Annotated in this window: 13 protein-coding genes and 1 pseudogene; 11 read left to right on the forward strand and 3 right to left on the reverse strand. The window is 46.6% G+C overall.

Annotation, left to right across the window (positions count from 1 at the left end; all coding sequences use genetic code 11):
• The first annotated feature begins 942 nt into the window (after positions 1–942).
• The 7 genes from ACDJ58_RS04620 to ACDJ58_RS04650 all read left to right on the forward strand — a co-directional run bounded on the left by ACDJ58_RS04620 (position 943) and on the right by ACDJ58_RS04650 (position 10,575).
• Positions 943–1,914: an ABC transporter permease gene (locus ACDJ58_RS04620; protein ID WP_079351018.1), complete on the forward strand. Its 972-nt coding sequence runs from the start codon at positions 943–945 to the stop codon at positions 1,912–1,914.
• A gap of 16 nt (positions 1,915–1,930) precedes the next feature.
• Positions 1,931–2,839 carry a carbohydrate ABC transporter permease gene (locus ACDJ58_RS04625; protein WP_063564587.1) on the forward strand — a complete coding sequence of 303 codons (909 nt, stop codon included), beginning with the start codon at positions 1,931–1,933 and terminating at the stop codon, positions 2,837–2,839.
• 41 nt (positions 2,840–2,880) lie between these two features.
• A complete protein-coding gene (locus tag ACDJ58_RS04630) occupies positions 2,881–4,476 on the forward strand; it encodes an extracellular solute-binding protein (protein WP_413375908.1) in 1,596 nt (531 codons plus the stop codon).
• Positions 4,477–4,509: 33 nt separating this feature from the next.
• Positions 4,510–5,796 carry an alpha-L-fucosidase gene (locus ACDJ58_RS04635; protein WP_413375910.1) on the forward strand — a complete coding sequence of 429 codons (1,287 nt, stop codon included), beginning with the start codon at positions 4,510–4,512 and terminating at the stop codon, positions 5,794–5,796.
• Between the two features lie 63 nt (positions 5,797–5,859).
• Entirely contained in the window at positions 5,860–6,882 is a 1,023-nt protein-coding gene (locus tag ACDJ58_RS04640) for a carbohydrate-binding family 9-like protein (RefSeq protein ID WP_413375912.1), read from the forward strand.
• Between the two features lie 7 nt (positions 6,883–6,889).
• A complete protein-coding gene (locus ACDJ58_RS04645; RefSeq protein WP_413375914.1) occupies positions 6,890–9,523 on the forward strand; it encodes a transglutaminase domain-containing protein in 2,634 nt (877 codons plus the stop codon).
• A gap of 5 nt (positions 9,524–9,528) precedes the next feature.
• A complete protein-coding gene (locus ACDJ58_RS04650; protein WP_413375916.1) occupies positions 9,529–10,575 on the forward strand; it encodes a glycoside hydrolase family 18 protein in 1,047 nt (348 codons plus the stop codon).
• A 113-nt stretch (positions 10,576–10,688) separates the two neighbouring features.
• Here the strand turns inward: ACDJ58_RS04650 and ACDJ58_RS04655 are convergent, their stop codons facing one another.
• The gene (locus ACDJ58_RS04655) at positions 10,689–12,989 is read right to left on the reverse strand and encodes a helix-turn-helix domain-containing protein (protein WP_413375918.1); all 2,301 of its coding nucleotides are present in this window, start codon (positions 12,987–12,989) and stop codon (positions 10,689–10,691) included.
• 390 nt (positions 12,990–13,379) lie between these two features.
• Here ACDJ58_RS04655 and ACDJ58_RS04660 point away from each other — a divergent pair.
• Together ACDJ58_RS04660 and ACDJ58_RS04665 are read left to right on the forward strand one after the other, a co-directional pair.
• Positions 13,380–13,484: pseudogene (locus ACDJ58_RS04660) on the forward strand (helix-turn-helix domain-containing protein); the annotation flags it as partial.
• Between the two features lie 42 nt (positions 13,485–13,526).
• The gene (locus tag ACDJ58_RS04665; RefSeq protein WP_413375920.1) at positions 13,527–13,886 is read left to right on the forward strand and encodes a winged helix-turn-helix transcriptional regulator; all 360 of its coding nucleotides are present in this window, start codon (positions 13,527–13,529) and stop codon (positions 13,884–13,886) included.
• Between the two features lie 87 nt (positions 13,887–13,973).
• Here ACDJ58_RS04665 and ACDJ58_RS04670 read toward each other — a convergent pair whose 3' ends face one another.
• Both ACDJ58_RS04670 and ACDJ58_RS04675 read right to left on the reverse strand, forming a co-directional pair.
• Positions 13,974–14,501: an NAD(P)H-dependent oxidoreductase gene (locus tag ACDJ58_RS04670; RefSeq protein WP_413375922.1), complete on the reverse strand. Its 528-nt coding sequence runs from the start codon at positions 14,499–14,501 to the stop codon at positions 13,974–13,976.
• Between the two features lie 222 nt (positions 14,502–14,723).
• Positions 14,724–15,641 (reverse strand): ArsR/SmtB family transcription factor, encoded by a 918-nt coding sequence (locus tag ACDJ58_RS04675; RefSeq protein ID WP_413375924.1) that lies wholly within the window; start codon positions 15,639–15,641, stop codon positions 14,724–14,726.
• A gap of 351 nt (positions 15,642–15,992) precedes the next feature.
• On the opposite strand from ACDJ58_RS04675, the gene ACDJ58_RS04680 reads away from it, so the two are divergent.
• Both ACDJ58_RS04680 and ACDJ58_RS04685 read left to right on the forward strand, forming a co-directional pair.
• Positions 15,993–16,952 (forward strand): glycoside hydrolase family 43 protein, encoded by a 960-nt coding sequence (locus ACDJ58_RS04680; RefSeq protein WP_413379464.1) that lies wholly within the window; start codon positions 15,993–15,995, stop codon positions 16,950–16,952.
• 162 nt (positions 16,953–17,114) lie between these two features.
• The gene (locus ACDJ58_RS04685; RefSeq protein ID WP_413379466.1) at positions 17,115–18,425 is read left to right on the forward strand and encodes an ABC transporter substrate-binding protein; all 1,311 of its coding nucleotides are present in this window, start codon (positions 17,115–17,117) and stop codon (positions 18,423–18,425) included.
• Positions 18,426–18,443: the final 18 nt, after the last annotated feature.

Consider the following 18,443-nt stretch of genomic DNA (forward strand, 5'->3'; position numbering starts at 1 on the left):
AATTAATATCTATATAGGTGATAAAGTCGCTTCGTGTTAACGGAGCGGCTTTTTTTCTGGTCTGATTCGGAAATTATCATTCATTTCAGATCCCCATGTCATGTGCAAAATCAACATATATGACCGGATATACCCAGCGTTTATCTGCGTTTATGTGCATTGTAGTCAAGGATAAAAACGACATATTTACCGATCTGGGAAGAAACTCATAGAATAAAGCCAAGCCATTAGGGAGTTTGATGCAAGTGGTAAATATATGATAGATAATATTACATTTATGTGATTGAATTAAATCTATCCTTATTACTTTTTCTAAGCATCAAGAGAGAAAAGGTGCACCTCACCCATTACGAGAGCAGACCGAAAGACATTGTAAGGACCAATGCATGAGAAGGAGGTCGAAACACAGTAGCAATGAAGAGAAACTTCTATTACATTCAAGATGGCGATGTGCTAAGCATGCTAAGACCTTGCGACCTGTATGACCGATGTGAATCCAGAATGCGACCTGCATATGTGGAATACCTCTTTCCTAAACATATGTGGGTTTTGACTTTAAGGTCTGTTTCTCAACTTTCATTCAGATTTGACATCTCTCAAGTTCATGCGAAGCTACTCCAAACGACAACTTCAAGAAGGAAATGGGTCAAATTCCACATGTTTTACTTCTCCAAAATGACAATGACAAGCTGGAACCAAAAGCGTAAACCCTTGTTTTAACAGCACTTTCCGTGTTTTTAAGAGTGAAGATCGAAATAGCATATTTACGGATTCGGAAATGATTCATAAACTCAGTATGTAAGCGTTACCAAATTGAGAGGGAAGCAAGAGCCTCACATGATAGAAATGTGGTCCGGGACTCATTCCTTACATTTGAACAGGAGTGTTTCGCTCTTCTTACAAAACGGACGGATTTTCATTTAGAAAAGGAGGAAACAACTGATGCAGCCAGAAGGGAAGTCCGCCTTGTCGCAAAACCTATCGGTGCACACGATTCCGAACCGCAAGAAAAATAAATTAGGGAGAAGGATGATTCGAAACTGGGAGTTGTACCTGTTTATCGCGCCAGCATTTCTATACTTTCTGATTTTCCATTATGGGCCGATGTACGGCATACAAATCGCATTCAAAAACTTTATCCCAACGCTTGGCGTTACGGGAAGCCCGTGGGTTGGTTTCGATCATTTTATCCGCTTCTTTAATTCGTATTATTTCTGGGATTTGTTATGGAATACCCTCAGTATCAGCTTGTATGAGCTGGCTATAGGTTTTCCGCTGCCAATCATTCTGGCGTTAGCCTTCAATGAAGTAAAGGACTCCTTTTTCAAACGTACCGTTCAGACGGTCACGTATGCACCGCATTTTATTTCGGTCGTTGTCATGTCAGGTATGATTATCACCTTCTTGTCTCCTTCGTCAGGTATGATTGTCAATTTGGTGGAGGCTCTTGGATTTCAGGCACCTCAATTTCTGACAGACCCTGCGTGGTTCAAGACGGTGTACGTACTCTCGGGTGTCTGGCAGAGTGCAGGCTGGGGCACCATTATATACCTTGCAGCCCTCTCGGGTGTGGACCCGCAACTGCATGAAGCTGCCGTGGTGGATGGTGCGAGTCGGTTTAAACGGATTCTGCATATTAACATTCCAGCGATTATCCCTACGATCACCATTTTGTTAATTTTGAATATGGGCAGTATTCTTGGCGTCGGATTCGAGAAAATCTTGCTGCTGCAAAATCCGTTGAACATGGGTTCATCCGATGTCATCTCGACATTTGTCTATCGGTCCGGTCTGGTCGATGCACAGTACAGTTTCTCCACAGCTGTAGGATTGTTCAACTCGGTAGTTAATGCGATTCTGCTGATTACGGTGAACCAAATTGCACGTCGCACCAGTGAAAACAGTTTGTGGTAAAAGGAGGGGAAAACACATGTCAACCGCGGTTAAGGAAAGCAGAAGCGATAAAGTGTTCTTATGGTGCAACTACATCTATTTGACGATAGCGCTCGTCATTGTGCTTTACCCGCTGTTATACATCATTAGCGCCTCAATCAGTGATCCCAAATTTGTAAGCTCCGGTGAGATGTGGCTGCTACCCAAAGGAATTACGTTTGAAGGGTATGCCCGTGTATTTGAGAACACCAACATCTGGATTGGGTACAAAAATACGATCATCTATACCGTCGTAGGTACACTCGTCAACCTGATGGTCACTCTTCCGGCAGCCTACGCGCTCAGCCGCTCTGATTTTGTGGGACGTGGATTCTTCATGGCGATGTTTATGGTAACGATGTTTTTCAGCGGAGGGCTTGTCCCGAGCTACCTGCTGATTAAGGATCTTGGTATGGTGAACAGCATGTGGGCTCTTATTCTTCCAGGAGCTGCATCCATCTGGAATATTATCGTATGCCGTACGTTTTTCCAATCGACCATTCCCAAGGAGCTGCAGGAAGCGGCCCATATCGACGGATGTACCAACACCCGGTTGTTCATCCGAATTGTGCTTCCGCTCTCCATGCCGATCATTGCAGTGATGGCGCTCTTTTACGGAGTCGGACACTGGAACAGCTATTTCAGTGCCATGATCTACTTGAATGATTCCTCGAAGTATCCACTGCAGCTCTTTCTGCGCCAGATTCTGGTACTTCAGGAGATGGCAGCGCAGGGCGGGGGAGCTATCGATACCTCTTCAGCAACGGCGATGAATTCCAAAGCGGAAATTGCTGCGCTGGTCAAATATGCCGTCATTATTGTTTCAACCTTACCTGTAATTGCGATTTATCCATTTCTTCAGCGTTACTTTGTGCAGGGTGTTATGATCGGTTCCGTCAAGGGATGATCTTAAACCATAATCCACACTAAAAAAGGGGAGTTGTCGTCATGAAAAAGCTTCGCAAGGCTTCATCCATTGTACTCTGCCTTACCCTATCCGCAGCATTGCTTGCAGCTTGTGGTTCCAATGAAGATGGAGGTTCTGTGACTTCAAATGTCGAAGGGGTCAAAAAAGAAGGATTCCCGATTGTGGACAAACCACTTACGTTAAAGGTCATGTCCCAGGATGCGGGCGTTGCCGACTGGAATACGATGCCAGTCCTGCAAGAGATGGAGAAATTGTCAGGCATCAAGCTGGAGTACCAGCTTTCGCCGATCGACAGCTTTGAAACAAAGAAGAACCTGGTATTCGCAAGCGGCGATTTACCGGATATGTTCTATGCTGCGGATCTCAAGCCAGCTGAGCAGGTTACTTATGGAACTCAAGGCATTCTGATCCCGCTGGAAAAATACATTGATGAGGGCTATGCCCCGAATATTAAGAAAATTCTCGACGAAAATCCGGATGTTCGCAAATCATTTACAACGCCTGACGGACATATGTATGCACTGCCATTTATCGATACGGCTGCCGTGTGGTACAGAGGCCCGATGTGGTATAACGGGGAATTCCTAAAAGCACTTAATGTAGAGGAACCTAAGACTACGGAGGAATTATATACGTACCTGAAGCGTGTTAAGGAAGAAGACCCTAACGGCAACGGACAACAAGACGAAATTCCGCTTACTTCTGTAAAACTGGACGATCTTCGTATGTACTTCTTCGGATTCTGGGGAATGTACAACGAAGGAATCTACGCGGATAAGGACGGAAAAGTTCACTATCCTTATCAAGAAGAAGGCTACAAAGGTTATCTGACGTTCATGAACCGCTTGTGGAAAGAAGATTTGCTGGATCATGAGACCTTCTCCCAAACAGGCGATCAGAAAAAAGCAAAAGGCGAAAGCAACAAGCTTGCGCTGTTCAATGACTACCATCCATACTTCACACTTGGCGGTGAGCCTAGCACAAAACATCCGCTGATGACACCAGTGAAGAGTGAGATCGCGGACTCACCTGTATACGGTAAACACCCGGGCATATCGGCACGTGGTACCTTTGCTATTACTAGCAGCAACCCGTCTCCTGAGGCAACTATGCGTTGGATCGATTATATGTACAGCTATGATGGGGCGACCCTGTTCAATCAAGGTCCTGAAGGTCTGCTGTGGAAATTCAAAGACAAGGAAAATCTCATAAAAGAGTGGCTGCCTGTTCCTGGCGGCGGGGATCGTGAGGAATATCGCGGTAAAATCACGCCGAACTATGGCATTTTGACACCGGGTATTAATGATCCGGATATAGCGAAAGGTCTTCGTACCGAATTTGATGAATGGCTTGACCAGCAGAATCAAGAGAAGTTGGTACCTATCGGAAAATCACCATTCCCTAACGTTTATTTAACAAATGAAGAGCAAAGCGAAGCGACCGCTTTATTATCTGATCTGGATACGTACGTCAAGCAGATGGAAGCGAAGTTCGTAACTGGCCAGGAGCCGCTTGAGAACTGGGATAAGTATATTGCGCAGATCAAAAAAATGGGCAGCGACCGTATCGTTGAACTGTATCAAGGTGCCTACGATCGCTGGAACACAGGCCAATAAGAACAAGGACTCCAGAAAGAGGTGTGAACAAGGATGCAGAAATGGTTTGAAGAGGCCAAGCTGGGAATATTCATCCACTATGGCATCTATGCTGTGGATGGGGTTTCGGAATCGTGGTCCTTCTATAATGGAAGGATCTCCTACGAAGAGTACATGAAGCAGCTGGATGGCTTTACGGCATCGAAGTTTAATGCGGAGAAGTGGGCGGACTTGATTGAGAAATCGGGAGCTCGATACGCCGTGCTGACAACGAAGCATCATGATGGTGTTGCTCTGTGGGATACGCAGTATAGTGACCTCAATGTCGTTAAGCAGACACCAGCGAATCGGGATCTCGTGAGGGAATATGCGGAAGCAATTCGGGAGAAGGGCATACATCTAGGGATGTACTTTTCGCTGATTGATTGGTCGCACCCGGATTATCCTAGCGTGTTTGAAGGTGGAAAGGTACCGGTGGATCTCGGCGGTGTCAATCGGCATTCAAGCCCTGTGGATGGTGTTCAGGATCAGGAGAAATGGAAGAAATTCCTTGAGTTCAATAACCACCAGCTGCAAGAGATCATGACGAATTACGGTAAGGTGGATCTGCTGTGGTTCGATGGGGACTGGGAGCGAAGTGCCGAGCAGTGGAATCTGCCGGAGTTCAAGCATTACCTGCAATCTTTTAACCCGGATGTCATTATCAACTCCCGCCTTCAAGGTTATGGGGACTATAAGACGCCGGAGCAAGGCATTCCGATTACAAGACCGGAGGGACCATGGGAGTTCTGCACCACGATCAACACATCATGGGGCTATGTGCCAACAGACCATAAATACAAATCGTTAAATCAGATCATTCGGATGTTCTGTGATTGTATTTCAATGGGGGGCAACATGCTGCTGGATATCGGTCCGCGCGAGGATGGCACTATCGATAAGAGGCAGGAGGATATTCTGCTTGGACTGGGAGCTTGGATCCGAACCCATGAAGAGGCCGTCTTCGGAACGGGCGAAGGTATTATGCCTCGATATTATCTGGGGGGAAGTACCGTATCCGAGGACAGAAAGACATTGTATCTGTTTGTTTATGACGATCCAAAAGAGAATGTATGCATCAAGGGACTATGCAATAAGATCAAGAAGATTACTGTGCTGCATTCGGGCAAAGAACTTAATCATGAGATTCATGGGGGCGTGCCTTGGTTCAATATCCCGGGGACAACGTGGATCAAAATGACCCCGGAGGACACACATGAGCAGGTGACGGTTCTTAAGCTCGAATTCGACGAGGAACTGGAAATGTACGGCGGTTCAGGAGCCGTTGTTACTCATAACTAACATTACGGGAGGGCATGCACCTATAGATGCATGCCCTCCCTCATGAAGTGGAGAGAGAGCGATATGAACCAAAGTGGAGTACCTGAGCCAAAGATTGAGTATGCTCCCAAACATTATATATGCAAGCGTGCGAAGGAACCGCTGGTTCTGGATGGCTGCGTAGATAAGGCATTCTGGGATGCCGCTGATTGGACGGATGATTTCGTTGATATCGAAGGGGATCTTCGTCCGAAGCCCGGGAAACAGACACGGGTAAAAATGCTGTGGGATGACGACTATTTCTACTTTGCTGCCGAACTGATTGAAGATCAGATATGGGCTACGTTGACCGAGCGAGATTCTGTTATTTTCTATGACAATGATTTTGAGATTTTTATCGATCCCGACGGGGATACCCATCAATATTATGAGTTCGAGATCAATGCGCTGAATACGGTATGGGACCTGTTATTGGTGAAGCCATATCGGGATGGTGGACCTCCGGTCAACGGTTGGGATATCAGCGGTCTCAAGACGGCCGTACATATCGATGGGGAGCTGAACACACCTGGCTCCGATAACATGAAATGGAGCGTCGAGGTCGCGATTCCCTGGACCAGCCTAAAGGAATGTGCCGAAGGCAACCGTCCTCCTGCACCGGGCGAGTTCTGGCGTGTCAACTTCTCGCGGGTGGAATGGCAGACTGAGGTGCAGGATGGTGAATACCGCAAGGTGCTGAATCCGGATACAGGCAAACCTTATCCGGAGGACAACTGGGTCTGGTCGCCCATGGGTATTATCAACATGCATTATCCGGAGCTATGGGGATATGTCGTATTTTCGGATGACGGAATGGATCAGTCCTTTGAGCTGCCAGAAGATGAACGAATCAAATGGGAGCTTCGCAGACTCTATTACCGTGAACGTAATTATTTTGAAGCCCATGGTGAATTTACACAAGATGTGAAGCAACTTATGGGTGAGGAATCATTGATTTGTCAGCCTGTAATTGAAACGACCCGTAGCCTATTCCAGATTAGTACGCCTTCCTCGGACGGCACCACCTTAATCTGTATTCGGGAAGACGGAAAGCTGTGGAAGGAGTGAGCTAGCGATGACCAGCCAAACCTTAGTGTTCTCGATGGATGCACAGTCCTTGGAGCGGATCGAGCAGAAGTTCCAGGAGAAGTTAAACTTTGCGGATGCCCGCAAAGATAAGCTGTTTCATGTGTTTCAGCAGCCATTAACTGAAGAAGAGGCATGGGCTTTGAAATATGTGTATGCCTACATGCCAGTGAACGACCTGGCTGATTATGATGGGGAACTGTTCCTCAGTCATGTGCGTCGGGCACTGGACATTCGCAAGCGTGTGCCTTGGGGGGAGCGCGTACCAGATCATCTGTTTCTGCATTTTGTGCTTCCCTATCGAATCAATACAGAGAATATTGAAGATTTCCGTGGCATTATCTTTGACGAGTTGGCCGACCGGACAGCGAAGTTATCTATGGCGGATGCCATTCTGGAGACCAATTACTGGTGTCATGAAAAAGCGACTTATATTGGCAGTGATCTGCGAACGATATCGCCGCTGACGATGATTCGGAATGCCCGCGGCCGTTGTGGAGAAGAATCCACGCTGGCGGTAGCCGCTCTTCGTAGCATCGGCATACCTGCCCGTCAGGTCTACACACCACGCTGGGCTCACTGTGACAGCAATCATGCTTGGGTAGAAGCCTGGGCGGACGGCCAGTGGTATTACATTGGGGCATGCGAGCCGGAAGCCGGATTGAATCAAGGGTGGTTCAGTCCACCAGCCCGCAGGGCCATGCTGATTAATACGAGAATATTTGCCGACTATCCGGGACCGGAGGATATAACACTCTCCGAGAAGGGATATACGGAGATCAATTTACTGGAGAACTATGCGCCAGCGCATACCATCTGCGTGAAGGTGATAAATGAGCAGGGTGCGCCCGTGCCTGAAGCGAGTGTCCGCTTTGAGGTATACAATAGTGCTGAATTTTATCCCATCGCCGAAATCAAGACTGACGCACAAGGAGAAGCTTCCTTTAAGACAGGCCATGGCGACCTAGTGATTCGTGCGGTTAGTGGTGGCAAGTGGGGTGAAATTCTATTCAAAGCTCAGGACGGCGCTCATGTTGAGCTTGTGTTGAATTCGTTAGAGCAGCCATCAGGGATCGTGGATTTTGATATGGTTCCTCCTCCAGAAGGGGAGGGGGAAGTAGTGACTGCGTTACCGGAAGAGAAGATCCTTGATCACAACCGCCGCCTGGAGGAAGGCACGAAGATTCGGAGTGGATATGAGGATACATTCCTGAGTGAGGAAGAGGCCTTTGCATTGGCTCGTTCGGCTGGACTGCCTCCGGAGCGGGTATGGGATATTCTACAGAAAGCACGGGGCAACAGCCGCGAAATCGCTGCTTTCCTAGAGGAATGTTCCGGTGAATTTGGTGAGTGGCCACTACAGTTGCTGGAGTCGATGAACGAAAAAGATTTGATCGATACTTTCCGGCTGACACTGGACGATCATCTTATAGGTGCACTTTCGCAGCGTGGACAATGGGCAGAAGAGACTTTTGTGAAGTACATCCTGTGCCCAAGAGTCTCCTATGAAATGGTGGTGCCTTATCGATCCGTATTCCAGAATGCTTATTCCGAGGAAGAAGCAGCGGCGTTCAGGGAAGATCCTTCGATGCTTGCATGCAATCTGGAACAGAGCTATTCGTATTATGAGGATCTCCCTAACCTGAAAGGCAAGGGAAACCCTGTAGGCACGTACAGCCTAATGAAGGGAGATCCACAGTCGCTCGATATTCTGTTTGTCGCTGTGTGCCGCAGTTTGGGCATTCCGGCCCGATTGCATCCGAGCGAGCAGAAACCGCAGTATCTTAGTGACAAAGGCTGGGAGGATGCGGTGTTCAGTCTCATCTCTTCTCGAAATCAGGAGAGCTCAAGCTGGGGAATGCTGCAACTTCTCAAGGATTCAGAGGCTCGGGAGGATGCGCCGTCAGCATCCTATGCGGAGAATTTCTCGTTGTCACGTCTGGAGGACGGCGTGTACAAAACGCTGATTTATCCATATGGTCACACCGATATCTATAACGATCCATTTGAGGTTGAACCGGGAGCTTATCGCTTAACAACCGGCATCCGTCTGAAAGAAGGAACGGTAAGAGTCCGCTTCATTTACTGCACCGTTCGCGCTGGAGACACCACAGAGGTGGTACTTACTTATCGCGAGACGGAGGTAGACATCCCTGTGCTGGGTAAACTGGCAACCGGCAATGAGCTGACTCGTCTGGATGGTTCAGAGGTGGTACTGAAGGATCTTCTGGGATCAGAGGGGACCATTGCTGCGTGGATTGAACCAGAACGGGAACCGACCAAACATCTAATTCGTGAGCTGTGTGAGCTGGCTGAGCCGCTGGATAAGCTGGGCGTGCCAATCGTGCTGGTGATCGGAGATACAGAATGGAACGCCTTCTTTGACTCTGGGGCTTATCCGAAGCTGCCGGTACGTACGATTTTTGTACGGGATTCAAGCTATGCGTCCTTGTCCGGTTTCATTTCGAAACCTGCCGCTCACGAAGCGGGCTATCCGCATCTGTTCGTGCTGGATAATCAGGATCAAATCCGATATTCGGCCTCCGGGTACAAGATTGGTACAGGCAAGGAAGCTCTGCAGATTGCTGCTGCGATATCTCAATCATTGAATGGATTGGAGTGAAGAGGATGACGAAATATATTGCTGCTGGTTATGTCGTCGATTCTGTTCTTCCCGACATAACGGATGAGGATCTGTTGAAGTTAACACATCTGAATGTAGCCTTTGGACATGTCAAGAATGATGAAATCACCACCGAGCATTTAAAAAATGGAGAGGTTGTCCGTAATATTAAGCAGAAGTATCCAAATCTAACGGTACTGCTGTCCGTAGGCGGATGGAGCGCTGGTGGTTTCTCTGAAGCCGCCTCAACCCAGGCGGGGAGGGACAGCATGGCCGCATCAGCGGTTAGGGTGCTGGAGGAATTCCCTTTTGACGGGATCGATCTGGACTGGGAGTATCCTTCTTACGGTGAAGCCGGTATTGCATCCAGTCCTGATGACAAACGGAATTTCACCTTACTTCTCAAAACGATTCGGGAAAGGCTGGATGCCAAGGGCTCCGAGGATGGCCGTCATTATCTGCTCACCATTGCGGCAGGGGCTGATCAATACTACGTAGACGGTACAGAGATGGCGGAGGTGCAGCAGTACCTGGACTTTGTGCAGTTGATGACCTATGATATGCGCGGCGGTTTTCAGGTTCTGACCGGACATCATACGAATCTGTATACACCAACCGGAGATCTGTTCCGAATTAGTACAGATGCTTCCGTAAATCTGTTCATCCGCGCCGGCGTACCGAAGGAGAAGATCGTTATCGGAGCTGCGTTCTACTCCCGGATCTGGACTGAGGTTCCTGACCGAAACCACGGTCTTCACCAAATGGCCGGTAGTACAGGCGGCTACGGTCCGGCATTTGCCGAACTGGAAGCGAAGTATATCAACAAGAATGGTTATATCCGTTATTGGGATGAGGAAGCCTGTGCACCGTTTCTCTTTAATGGGTCGAGCCTAATATCTTATGATGATGAAGAATCGATTCAGTGCAAATGCGATTACGTGAAGGATCAGGGCCTGGCCGGGATCATGTTCTGGGAATACGGCTGTGATCCGACCCATCGTCTGCTGGGTGCAATACATCAAGGGCTTCAAGATGTTCCGGTAGGGAAATAGAAGAAGAGAGTCGGATGCGAAGGATCGACTTGTCTATATGAGCCAAAAACATACAAAACCTCCCCTAACCAAAAGGTTCGGGGAGGTTTCTATTTATTTTACGAATCCATCCATTATCCAAGACATTCTTCGTCGTCATCTTCCGGGGAATCGGCGGAGTCGTTTGGACGGTGCATTTTGCGGTACTGCCCTGGGGTATAACCCGTCTCTTTCTTAAATTTGCGGATGAAGTTCGGTGTGTCCAGATAACCTACGCGAGTGATGATATCTTTTAACGGGTCGGTAGTATGCAGCAGCAGTCGGATGACCTCATCCATCCGTTTCTGCCAGATATATTGGGTAAAGTTCATGCCGATCTTCTCTTTGAAGGAACGGCTGAAATACGATGAAGAGATTGTGAATTTCGATGAAATCGTACCCAGGCTGAGGTCATAATCGGAGAAATTGGCATCAATATAAGCAACGATTTCATCCATCAGGGAGCTTTCTTCCGTCTCGCTCTTCGCCTCGACATGAGCGCAGATCTCTGCGGCAAGACCTGTCAGTTTTTTCTCCAAATCCTCCAACGAGTCGTAGGAAGTGATCCTTGGAAGTTGATTAACCACGTGATGAATGCCAAGCTCCGAGGCCGTTTTGAGCATCGTATTCAGAATATCGAAGCAGATGCAGCGCAGCAGCGGTACAGACGGCATTTCGGATTTCAGGGTATTCAACGCAGTTGATACCATCTGAACCGCCACATCGTAACTGCCCTGTTTCAAGCTCTGAATCAGTTTCAGCAGCACATCCTTAGGGACCCAGAAGGAAGAATCCTGTTCACTAGAGCCGGAAAGGGCGTTGAAGAAGGTGCTGCTACCTTGTCCGTGCAGCATGGACGCTTCCAGCGCGGTTGATGCCTCAATATAGGATTGGTTCAGCTGCAATGGAGAACTATAGCTGTTGCCGATCCCGATCGCAGGAGCGACTCCAACGTGATCTGCCACCATCGATTGTAGTGATTCAACAATAGACTCCATACGAGCATTCAAGCTGGATTCATGCCCGACCTCGGCATCAAATCCGACGATAAGGGCCACTTGGTCTGGCTGTGGAAGCTCCACGCCATAAGCATAAGCAGACAACTCCGGCAGTTCCATATCGTTGATCAGCTGCATAACAGTACGCTGTTCGGGATGATCTCCGCTGGGAAGATCGTGCATTTCCAATCCCAAGGTCATGACAAAATAATGGGATCGGTTAAAGCGTATGCCGAGATTATCCGTAAACTCAGAGGGGAGCTCTCCGGTATGACCATGCTTCAGTAACATAAGCAGAATATGATTACGAGCGTAGGGCTCCTGAAGGTCCACACGCTGGCTGTAATCATGCAGCGTTTTCTTGATCCATTCCAACTCGTTGCTGGTTGTCGAAGGTTCAGGATTATTTTTTAAACGGATAAACTCCATCAAGTCTGAAATCGGATGGTATTGTCTTCGGGCCAACAAAATGGCGAGGAAGGTGCCCATCACCACCACGAAGGAGAAAACAAGAACAACAAAGGTACGAATATGGACAATTCGGCTGAAAAATTGATTGCTTGGCATAGCGGTTACATAAGTCCAGCCCGCGTCTGATTTGACGGATACAACCGAATGCGGTTCTTGATTTAAGGAGAGGCTGTGTGTTCCCGGCTCAAGTTCAAACAGAGCTTTGACTTCCTGTTCGGTAATGGTTTCCCCCTTATAATTGGCGGCCAGCACCTGCCCATAATTATCGAAAATATAAGTCATCCCATGGTAGTCGCTGAGAATGGAATCAATCAATCCGGTCAGATTGGACTCATGAATCAGGTACATGACAGTGCCGTGGGCGGGCGTATTGTTAGGTGCAATCGGTACAAGGTAGGCCAGCATGGAATTGGGTACTTTGGTTCCTTGAACGACTTGTTCGGCTGGTCGTATCGTGGGGAACTGAACCTTATTCAAATCCCGAATCATGTCCGTTTTGTTCCATGTATTAAATTTGTAGCGGCCCGTGAATACATCCAGGTTCTCAGAGCCCTGAGACGAGTAGATGCTATCATCTCCGCGGAAGAACAGAAATAGCTCATCGATAATGGAACTGGTGGCTTTGTATTTGACCAAGGCAGCAATTGATTCCCGGCTATAGTAGGGATGGTGAGTCCAATAACGGGTTAGCTGCTCATCGTAGGCGATACGAAATGCGATGTCCTGCAATTCCTTCATGCGGTCATCAATGACCGTTTTTGCTTGGGTCAACTGATTGACATTAGTCTGTTCAATCTCTGAACGGAGCGTGTCCACAGCATTGTGATAAATAATGATGGTTAATATAACAAGAGGGATAAGGAAAATGGAGATATAGGATAGTGTGTACTTAAGCAGAAGCTTGGACTTGAAGTGATTCCATTTCATATCTGCAACCTCCCGTTTTTCTTTAGAGCTGCAGCGATAGCGCTCTCACAAAGACAGTGAAGTATTACCATGATGCCGAGCTGCTGGGTGTTCCTACTAAAAATATTAGGAGAACTTCTCTAATAAATCAATGAATCTTTTCTAAGTTTCAGAGCAAACAGGAAGAAAGTCACATGAAAGAAGAGGAACTCGGTGAGAATAACAGGTGTAAAGCTATGGAAGGGCTTTTTTTATGAGAGGTTCATTTGCTTCAATACATGAGGAATTATATGGATCCAAGGATCGGCAAACCTTGATTTTTCGGCCATGGAGTAGCATGATATAGACATTCATCCCAACATGAACCATAGTGGGCGAATTGTTGAGCAACGCCTATTTGAATTAGTTTAAAGCCAAATTTCTTATGAATGTGGGTTTAACGATAGCAATTGTCTTACCCGGCAGTTCACAAAGGTGTATGGCACGTCTCCCAAAACGTACAGGCAATCTCTATAATATTCCGTTGCGGTGTGATGAACGAAAGAAGGAGGGGTGAGTGTGAGAGAAACTTGTGTTCCAACTGGCGTGGCACTAAAAGAGACCGGCTTTGGATATACGCTGTCCCTGGTAAACGGTAAATATAAAATGGTTATTCTGTATTGGCTATCTGAAAACAAGGTGATGCGACATAATGAACTGAAGCGAAGTATTGGTACCATTTCCCACAAAACATTGAGCGTCATGCTTAAGGAGCTGGAGGAACATGATCTGATTCTACGCAGAGAATATCCCCAAATTCCGCCCAAAGTTGAATATTCATTATCGGAACGGGGACAATCATTGATGCCGCTGTTAGATATGATGTGTGATTGGGGAGAAGCCAATATGGTGTCTACCCCGGGGTTAATGCAACGCTAACGGTCAGGTTGTGAGATTAAAAAAGCAAAAAGCAGTATCTCCTAAATAATCGGAGATACTGCTTTTTTGATCTGCTTGGAGTAAGTATTATAGGTTATCCATGAAACGTAAGTAGTTTTGTGCGCTTTGTTCCAATTCATTTGCCGCAGGCTCGTGTTCTGCCCCATAGAAGGCAAAGAATGGTCGATAATCGGCATCGCAGTAAAGGAAGGTCGTCTCAAAAGGAGATAACAGTTGTCCGAGGGTATAGCGATATTTGCCCTCTTCCGTGTAATCCGCCTCTTTGATTCCTGCAGATACGGCCAAGGCGACTTTGCGTTGCTGCAATTTGTCGCCCTTGGAGCCATAAGCCCAGCCATACGTAAAAACTTCATCCAGCCATTGTTTAAGGAGAGGTGGGCTGCTGAACCAATAGAACGGAAATTGCAAAACAAGATGGTCATGACCTTCAATGAGCTGCTGTTCTTGCTGCACATCAATACGTCCATCAGGGTAAACTTTATATAGTTCATGTATCGTATATTTTTCCGGATATTGTTGGAGTTCTTCTATCCATCGTTTGTTGATGACCGACGTTTCCAGGTTGGGATGTGCTACGATGACAAGTGTTTTCAAAATGAATTCTTCCTCCCTAAGCTATAATGTTTCTTGAGTATAAAGGGAGTATTGCCGAGATGTAAGTACGCACTTTTAGTACATGTACTTACCTCAAGGTAAGCACCCTTCCTGAAGAACATCTTGGCGAGATTGGGTGAAAGAAATGAATATAGCCGTCAGTTTCTCAACTGACGGCTGTTTTAATGCTTTGTTTTATGATGACAATGTCTATTCGTTGATCTATTCCTCTTGCACATTATAGAGCACACGCGCAAGCAGGTTCTGGCCGTAATTGCCGAAATTTTTACCAAAGATCGTCAATCCCCGTTTGTTCACTGGTCCGTTCGTTACAGCGATTCGAAAGTGGATATCGCTTTTGTAATCCAGGCCAATCTGGTCCAGAGTAACATCGGAGATGCGGCATCCATCAATATAGCTGCCCTCTTGGGTGATACGGATCAGTTTCAGCATCCCGTATTGATTCAGATGCGGCGGCCACCAGTCCGGATTGAACGTACCCCGGGTATTGCCAAAATCTCCTGGGCTCGTCCAACAGCCAATCTCGATGCCGTTAACGTAGAAATAAATATCCGAAGGGTAGTTATCGCAAAAACCTGGTGCTTCTGAACCCAATTCCATGGACAACTGGATTTCGCTGAACGTCTGGTTAGGCTTAAGGTAGTTGGGAATTCGATATTCCAGATAACCTTCGGCCAGCCAAATCATCTCCGCATCAATACGGAGCGGATCAGCAAAGTAACGCGGGTCATCGAACTCACCCACGATGCTGTCTCGGGTGGCGAGACCACATGTAGGAGCTGCCTGATAATCGCTATAATGACCTACCTGAATTTCAACCTCGTATCGGTTAAAAATCTCCTGTGAACGCAGGTCTACCATTAGTTTTTCCTCATTGAGATAACAAATCTTCTGAATTCCATGTTTGCCAACCGCAGTATTGATCTCAATCAGACCGCTTTCTTCCAATTTTTTAATATGCATTGTAATGGCGCCATTGCTGAGCCCCAGTTTGGTTGCGAGATCATTGAGGTTAAGACTCTGGTTCTTGGCAAGCAACTCAATAATCTGGATTCGGATTTCCGAACTGAGTGCCTTGAAAATATTAACGCCAGACATCAGATCTTTAATATAAATCATAGGTGGTTTTCCTTTCCACGTTCTGAACAAAGCCTTTCTGATCCAGGCTTCTGCACATTTATATGGTTTGTTTTAGATAATTATAAATGATTACCCGAAGGAAGGGAAGGGCGGAGAAAAGGAAGCCAAATCCCTTGTATACATAGCATAAATGAGCGAATTATTCATAAATTGATGAATATTCACTTTAGAAAATAACTTAAATCATTTCATATATATTTGAAATATACCATTGAAATGTGATGTAACCGCTTTTATAATCCTAGTATACCTAAATTGATTTAATACTTCATGAACCAAATTAACTATTTGATCAGGAGAGGTGGATTCGATTTGGAAAAGTTTAAAGGAATGACAGGATTCAGGAAGAAACGTTGGGCATTACCTGCACTACTCGTACTTGTTTTGCTATTGGCGGGTCAGTCCCGGGCATTCGCGGCATTTTGGAATCTGAGCGGAGATATTGCCGTCCACGATCCATCCATCATCAAAGAAGGAAACTCATGGTATACCTTCTCAACAGGTCCTGGCATTCAGGTACTGAAATCGGATAATGGGTCCTCATGGTATCGCGTTCCGCAGATTTTTCTGAGCAAGCCATCCTGGTGGGCCTCTGCCGTTCCGGGACAGAGCGGTCTGGATGTATGGGCACCTGACGTTGAGCAGTACAATGGAAAAGTGTGGCTGTATTATTCCATCTCTACCTTTGGCTCCAACAGATCTGCGATCGGCCTTGCGTCTGCAACCAGCATTGGAGCAGGTCAGTGGAAGGATGAGGGATTAGTACTTCAAACCACAACGGCCAACAATTATAACGCTATTGATCCGAATCTGGTCATCGATGCTTCAGGCAACCCGTGGCTAGCTTTCGGTTCTTTCTGGAGCGGTCTGAAGATTGTGAAACTCGACAAAAACACAATGAAACCGACCGGAAGCATATCCTCCATTGCGGCGCGTCCGAATAATGGTGGTGCCATTGAAGCTCCAAGTATTGTGTACCGGAATGGCTATTATTACTTGTTTGCCTCCATTGATTCTTGCTGCCAGGGCGTAAATAGCACGTACAAAATGGTCTATGGACGTTCAACGAGTATTACAGGTTCGTATGTGGACAAAAACGGTGTAAGCATGTTGAATGGCGGAGGAACCATATTGGATTCGGGGAACGTCAAGTGGAAGGGACCCGGCGGCCAGGATGTGTATAACGGTAATGTGATTGCGCGCCACGCCTATGATGCTGATGATAATGGCAATCCGAAATTGCTAATTAACGACCTGCTGTGGGATTCCAGCGGATGGCCAACTTACTAGTTTATTTTAAATAAATATAAAATGTTTTAATAAAGTATTGACTAAAGTGATCTGGATTTGATAAATTTAACAACAGAAATCTTATTTTACTGAATTGAATACGGTTACAAATCCAGATCAGGAGGGGTTCCGATGGTAAAGAAAAAGAGTTTAGTCACACTTATGCTTCTAATGCTGGTAAGTGCACTTGTGTTTTCAGGTTGCGGAGGAAGCAGCGGATCAAGCGGGGACAAGGAATTGACATTTATGTTCCGGGGCGGCACGGATGAACAGAAGGCATATCAAGCCGTTGTTAAGAAATTCGAAGAAGAGCATCCAGGTGTCAAAGTTAAAATTATCGTAACAGCTGCGGATCAATACGCAACCAAATTGAGAGCTGCCATTACAGGCAACAGCTTGCCGGACGTGTTCTATTTTAACCCTGGCGATATAAAAGCCTATGTGAACAGCAATGTGTTGATGAATCTGACACCTTACGTTGAAAATAATGCGGATGTAGATCTGAATAACATCTGGAAATATGGTTTGGACTTGTATCGTTATGATGGCAAAATGGCAGGTCAGGGCGATATCTACGGCATGCCGAAAGATCTGGGTCCGTTTGCACTCGGTTATAACAAGACATTATTTGAAAAAGAGGGCATCCCATTCCCTGATAAGGACAGGCCTTACACATGGGAAGAATTCATCAAGGTCAACCAACAAGCGACCAAGGATACGAATGGAGACGGTAAACCGGACGTATTTGGTACAGGCTTCAACGTACAATGGGCGCTGCAGTCCTTCGTATGGAGCAATGGTGCAGACTGGTTGGATGATAGCAAAACAAAGGTAACCATTGATGATCCGAAATTCGCGGAAGCACTGCAGTTCTTTGCGGACATGCAAAATAAATACAAAATCACGCCTTCCATTGAGGAAGCGCAAACATTGGATACGTATCAACGCTGGATGAAAGGGGAAATGGCTTTCTTCCCAGTAGGTCCTTGGGATATGAGTACATTCGAGAAACTGCCTTTCGAATATGATTTGCTGCCTTTCCCTGCGGGCTCTACGGGAAAATCCGCAACGTGGATTGGTTCCTTGGGTATCGGTGTATCGGCCAAAACGAAACATCCGGAAGAAGCCGCAGCATTGGTGAATTACCTCACAGCTTCCAAAGAAGGCATGCAGCATTTGGTTGATGCCAAAGTGCAAATTCCGAATCTGCTCGATATGGCTGACGAATGGGCCAAAGATACTTCAACGAAACCAGCCAATAAACAGGAATTCATTGATATCGTAGAAGATTATGGCCGTTCTCTTCCAGGGAACTACACGTACAATGCGGAATGGTATGACCTGTTCTTCACTGACATTCAGCCGGTATTGGATGGAAAGATTACAGCCGCAGACTATGTGAAGCAACAGCAGCCGAAAATGCAAAAGCTGTTGGATAAAGCGGTAGAACAAGAGAAGAAATCTCAGAAATAAGCATTTTGCAACATGCTG

It is taken from the genome of Paenibacillus taichungensis (assembly GCF_047302525.1).
GTDB lineage: Bacteria > Bacillota > Bacilli > Paenibacillales > Paenibacillaceae > Paenibacillus > Paenibacillus taichungensis_B.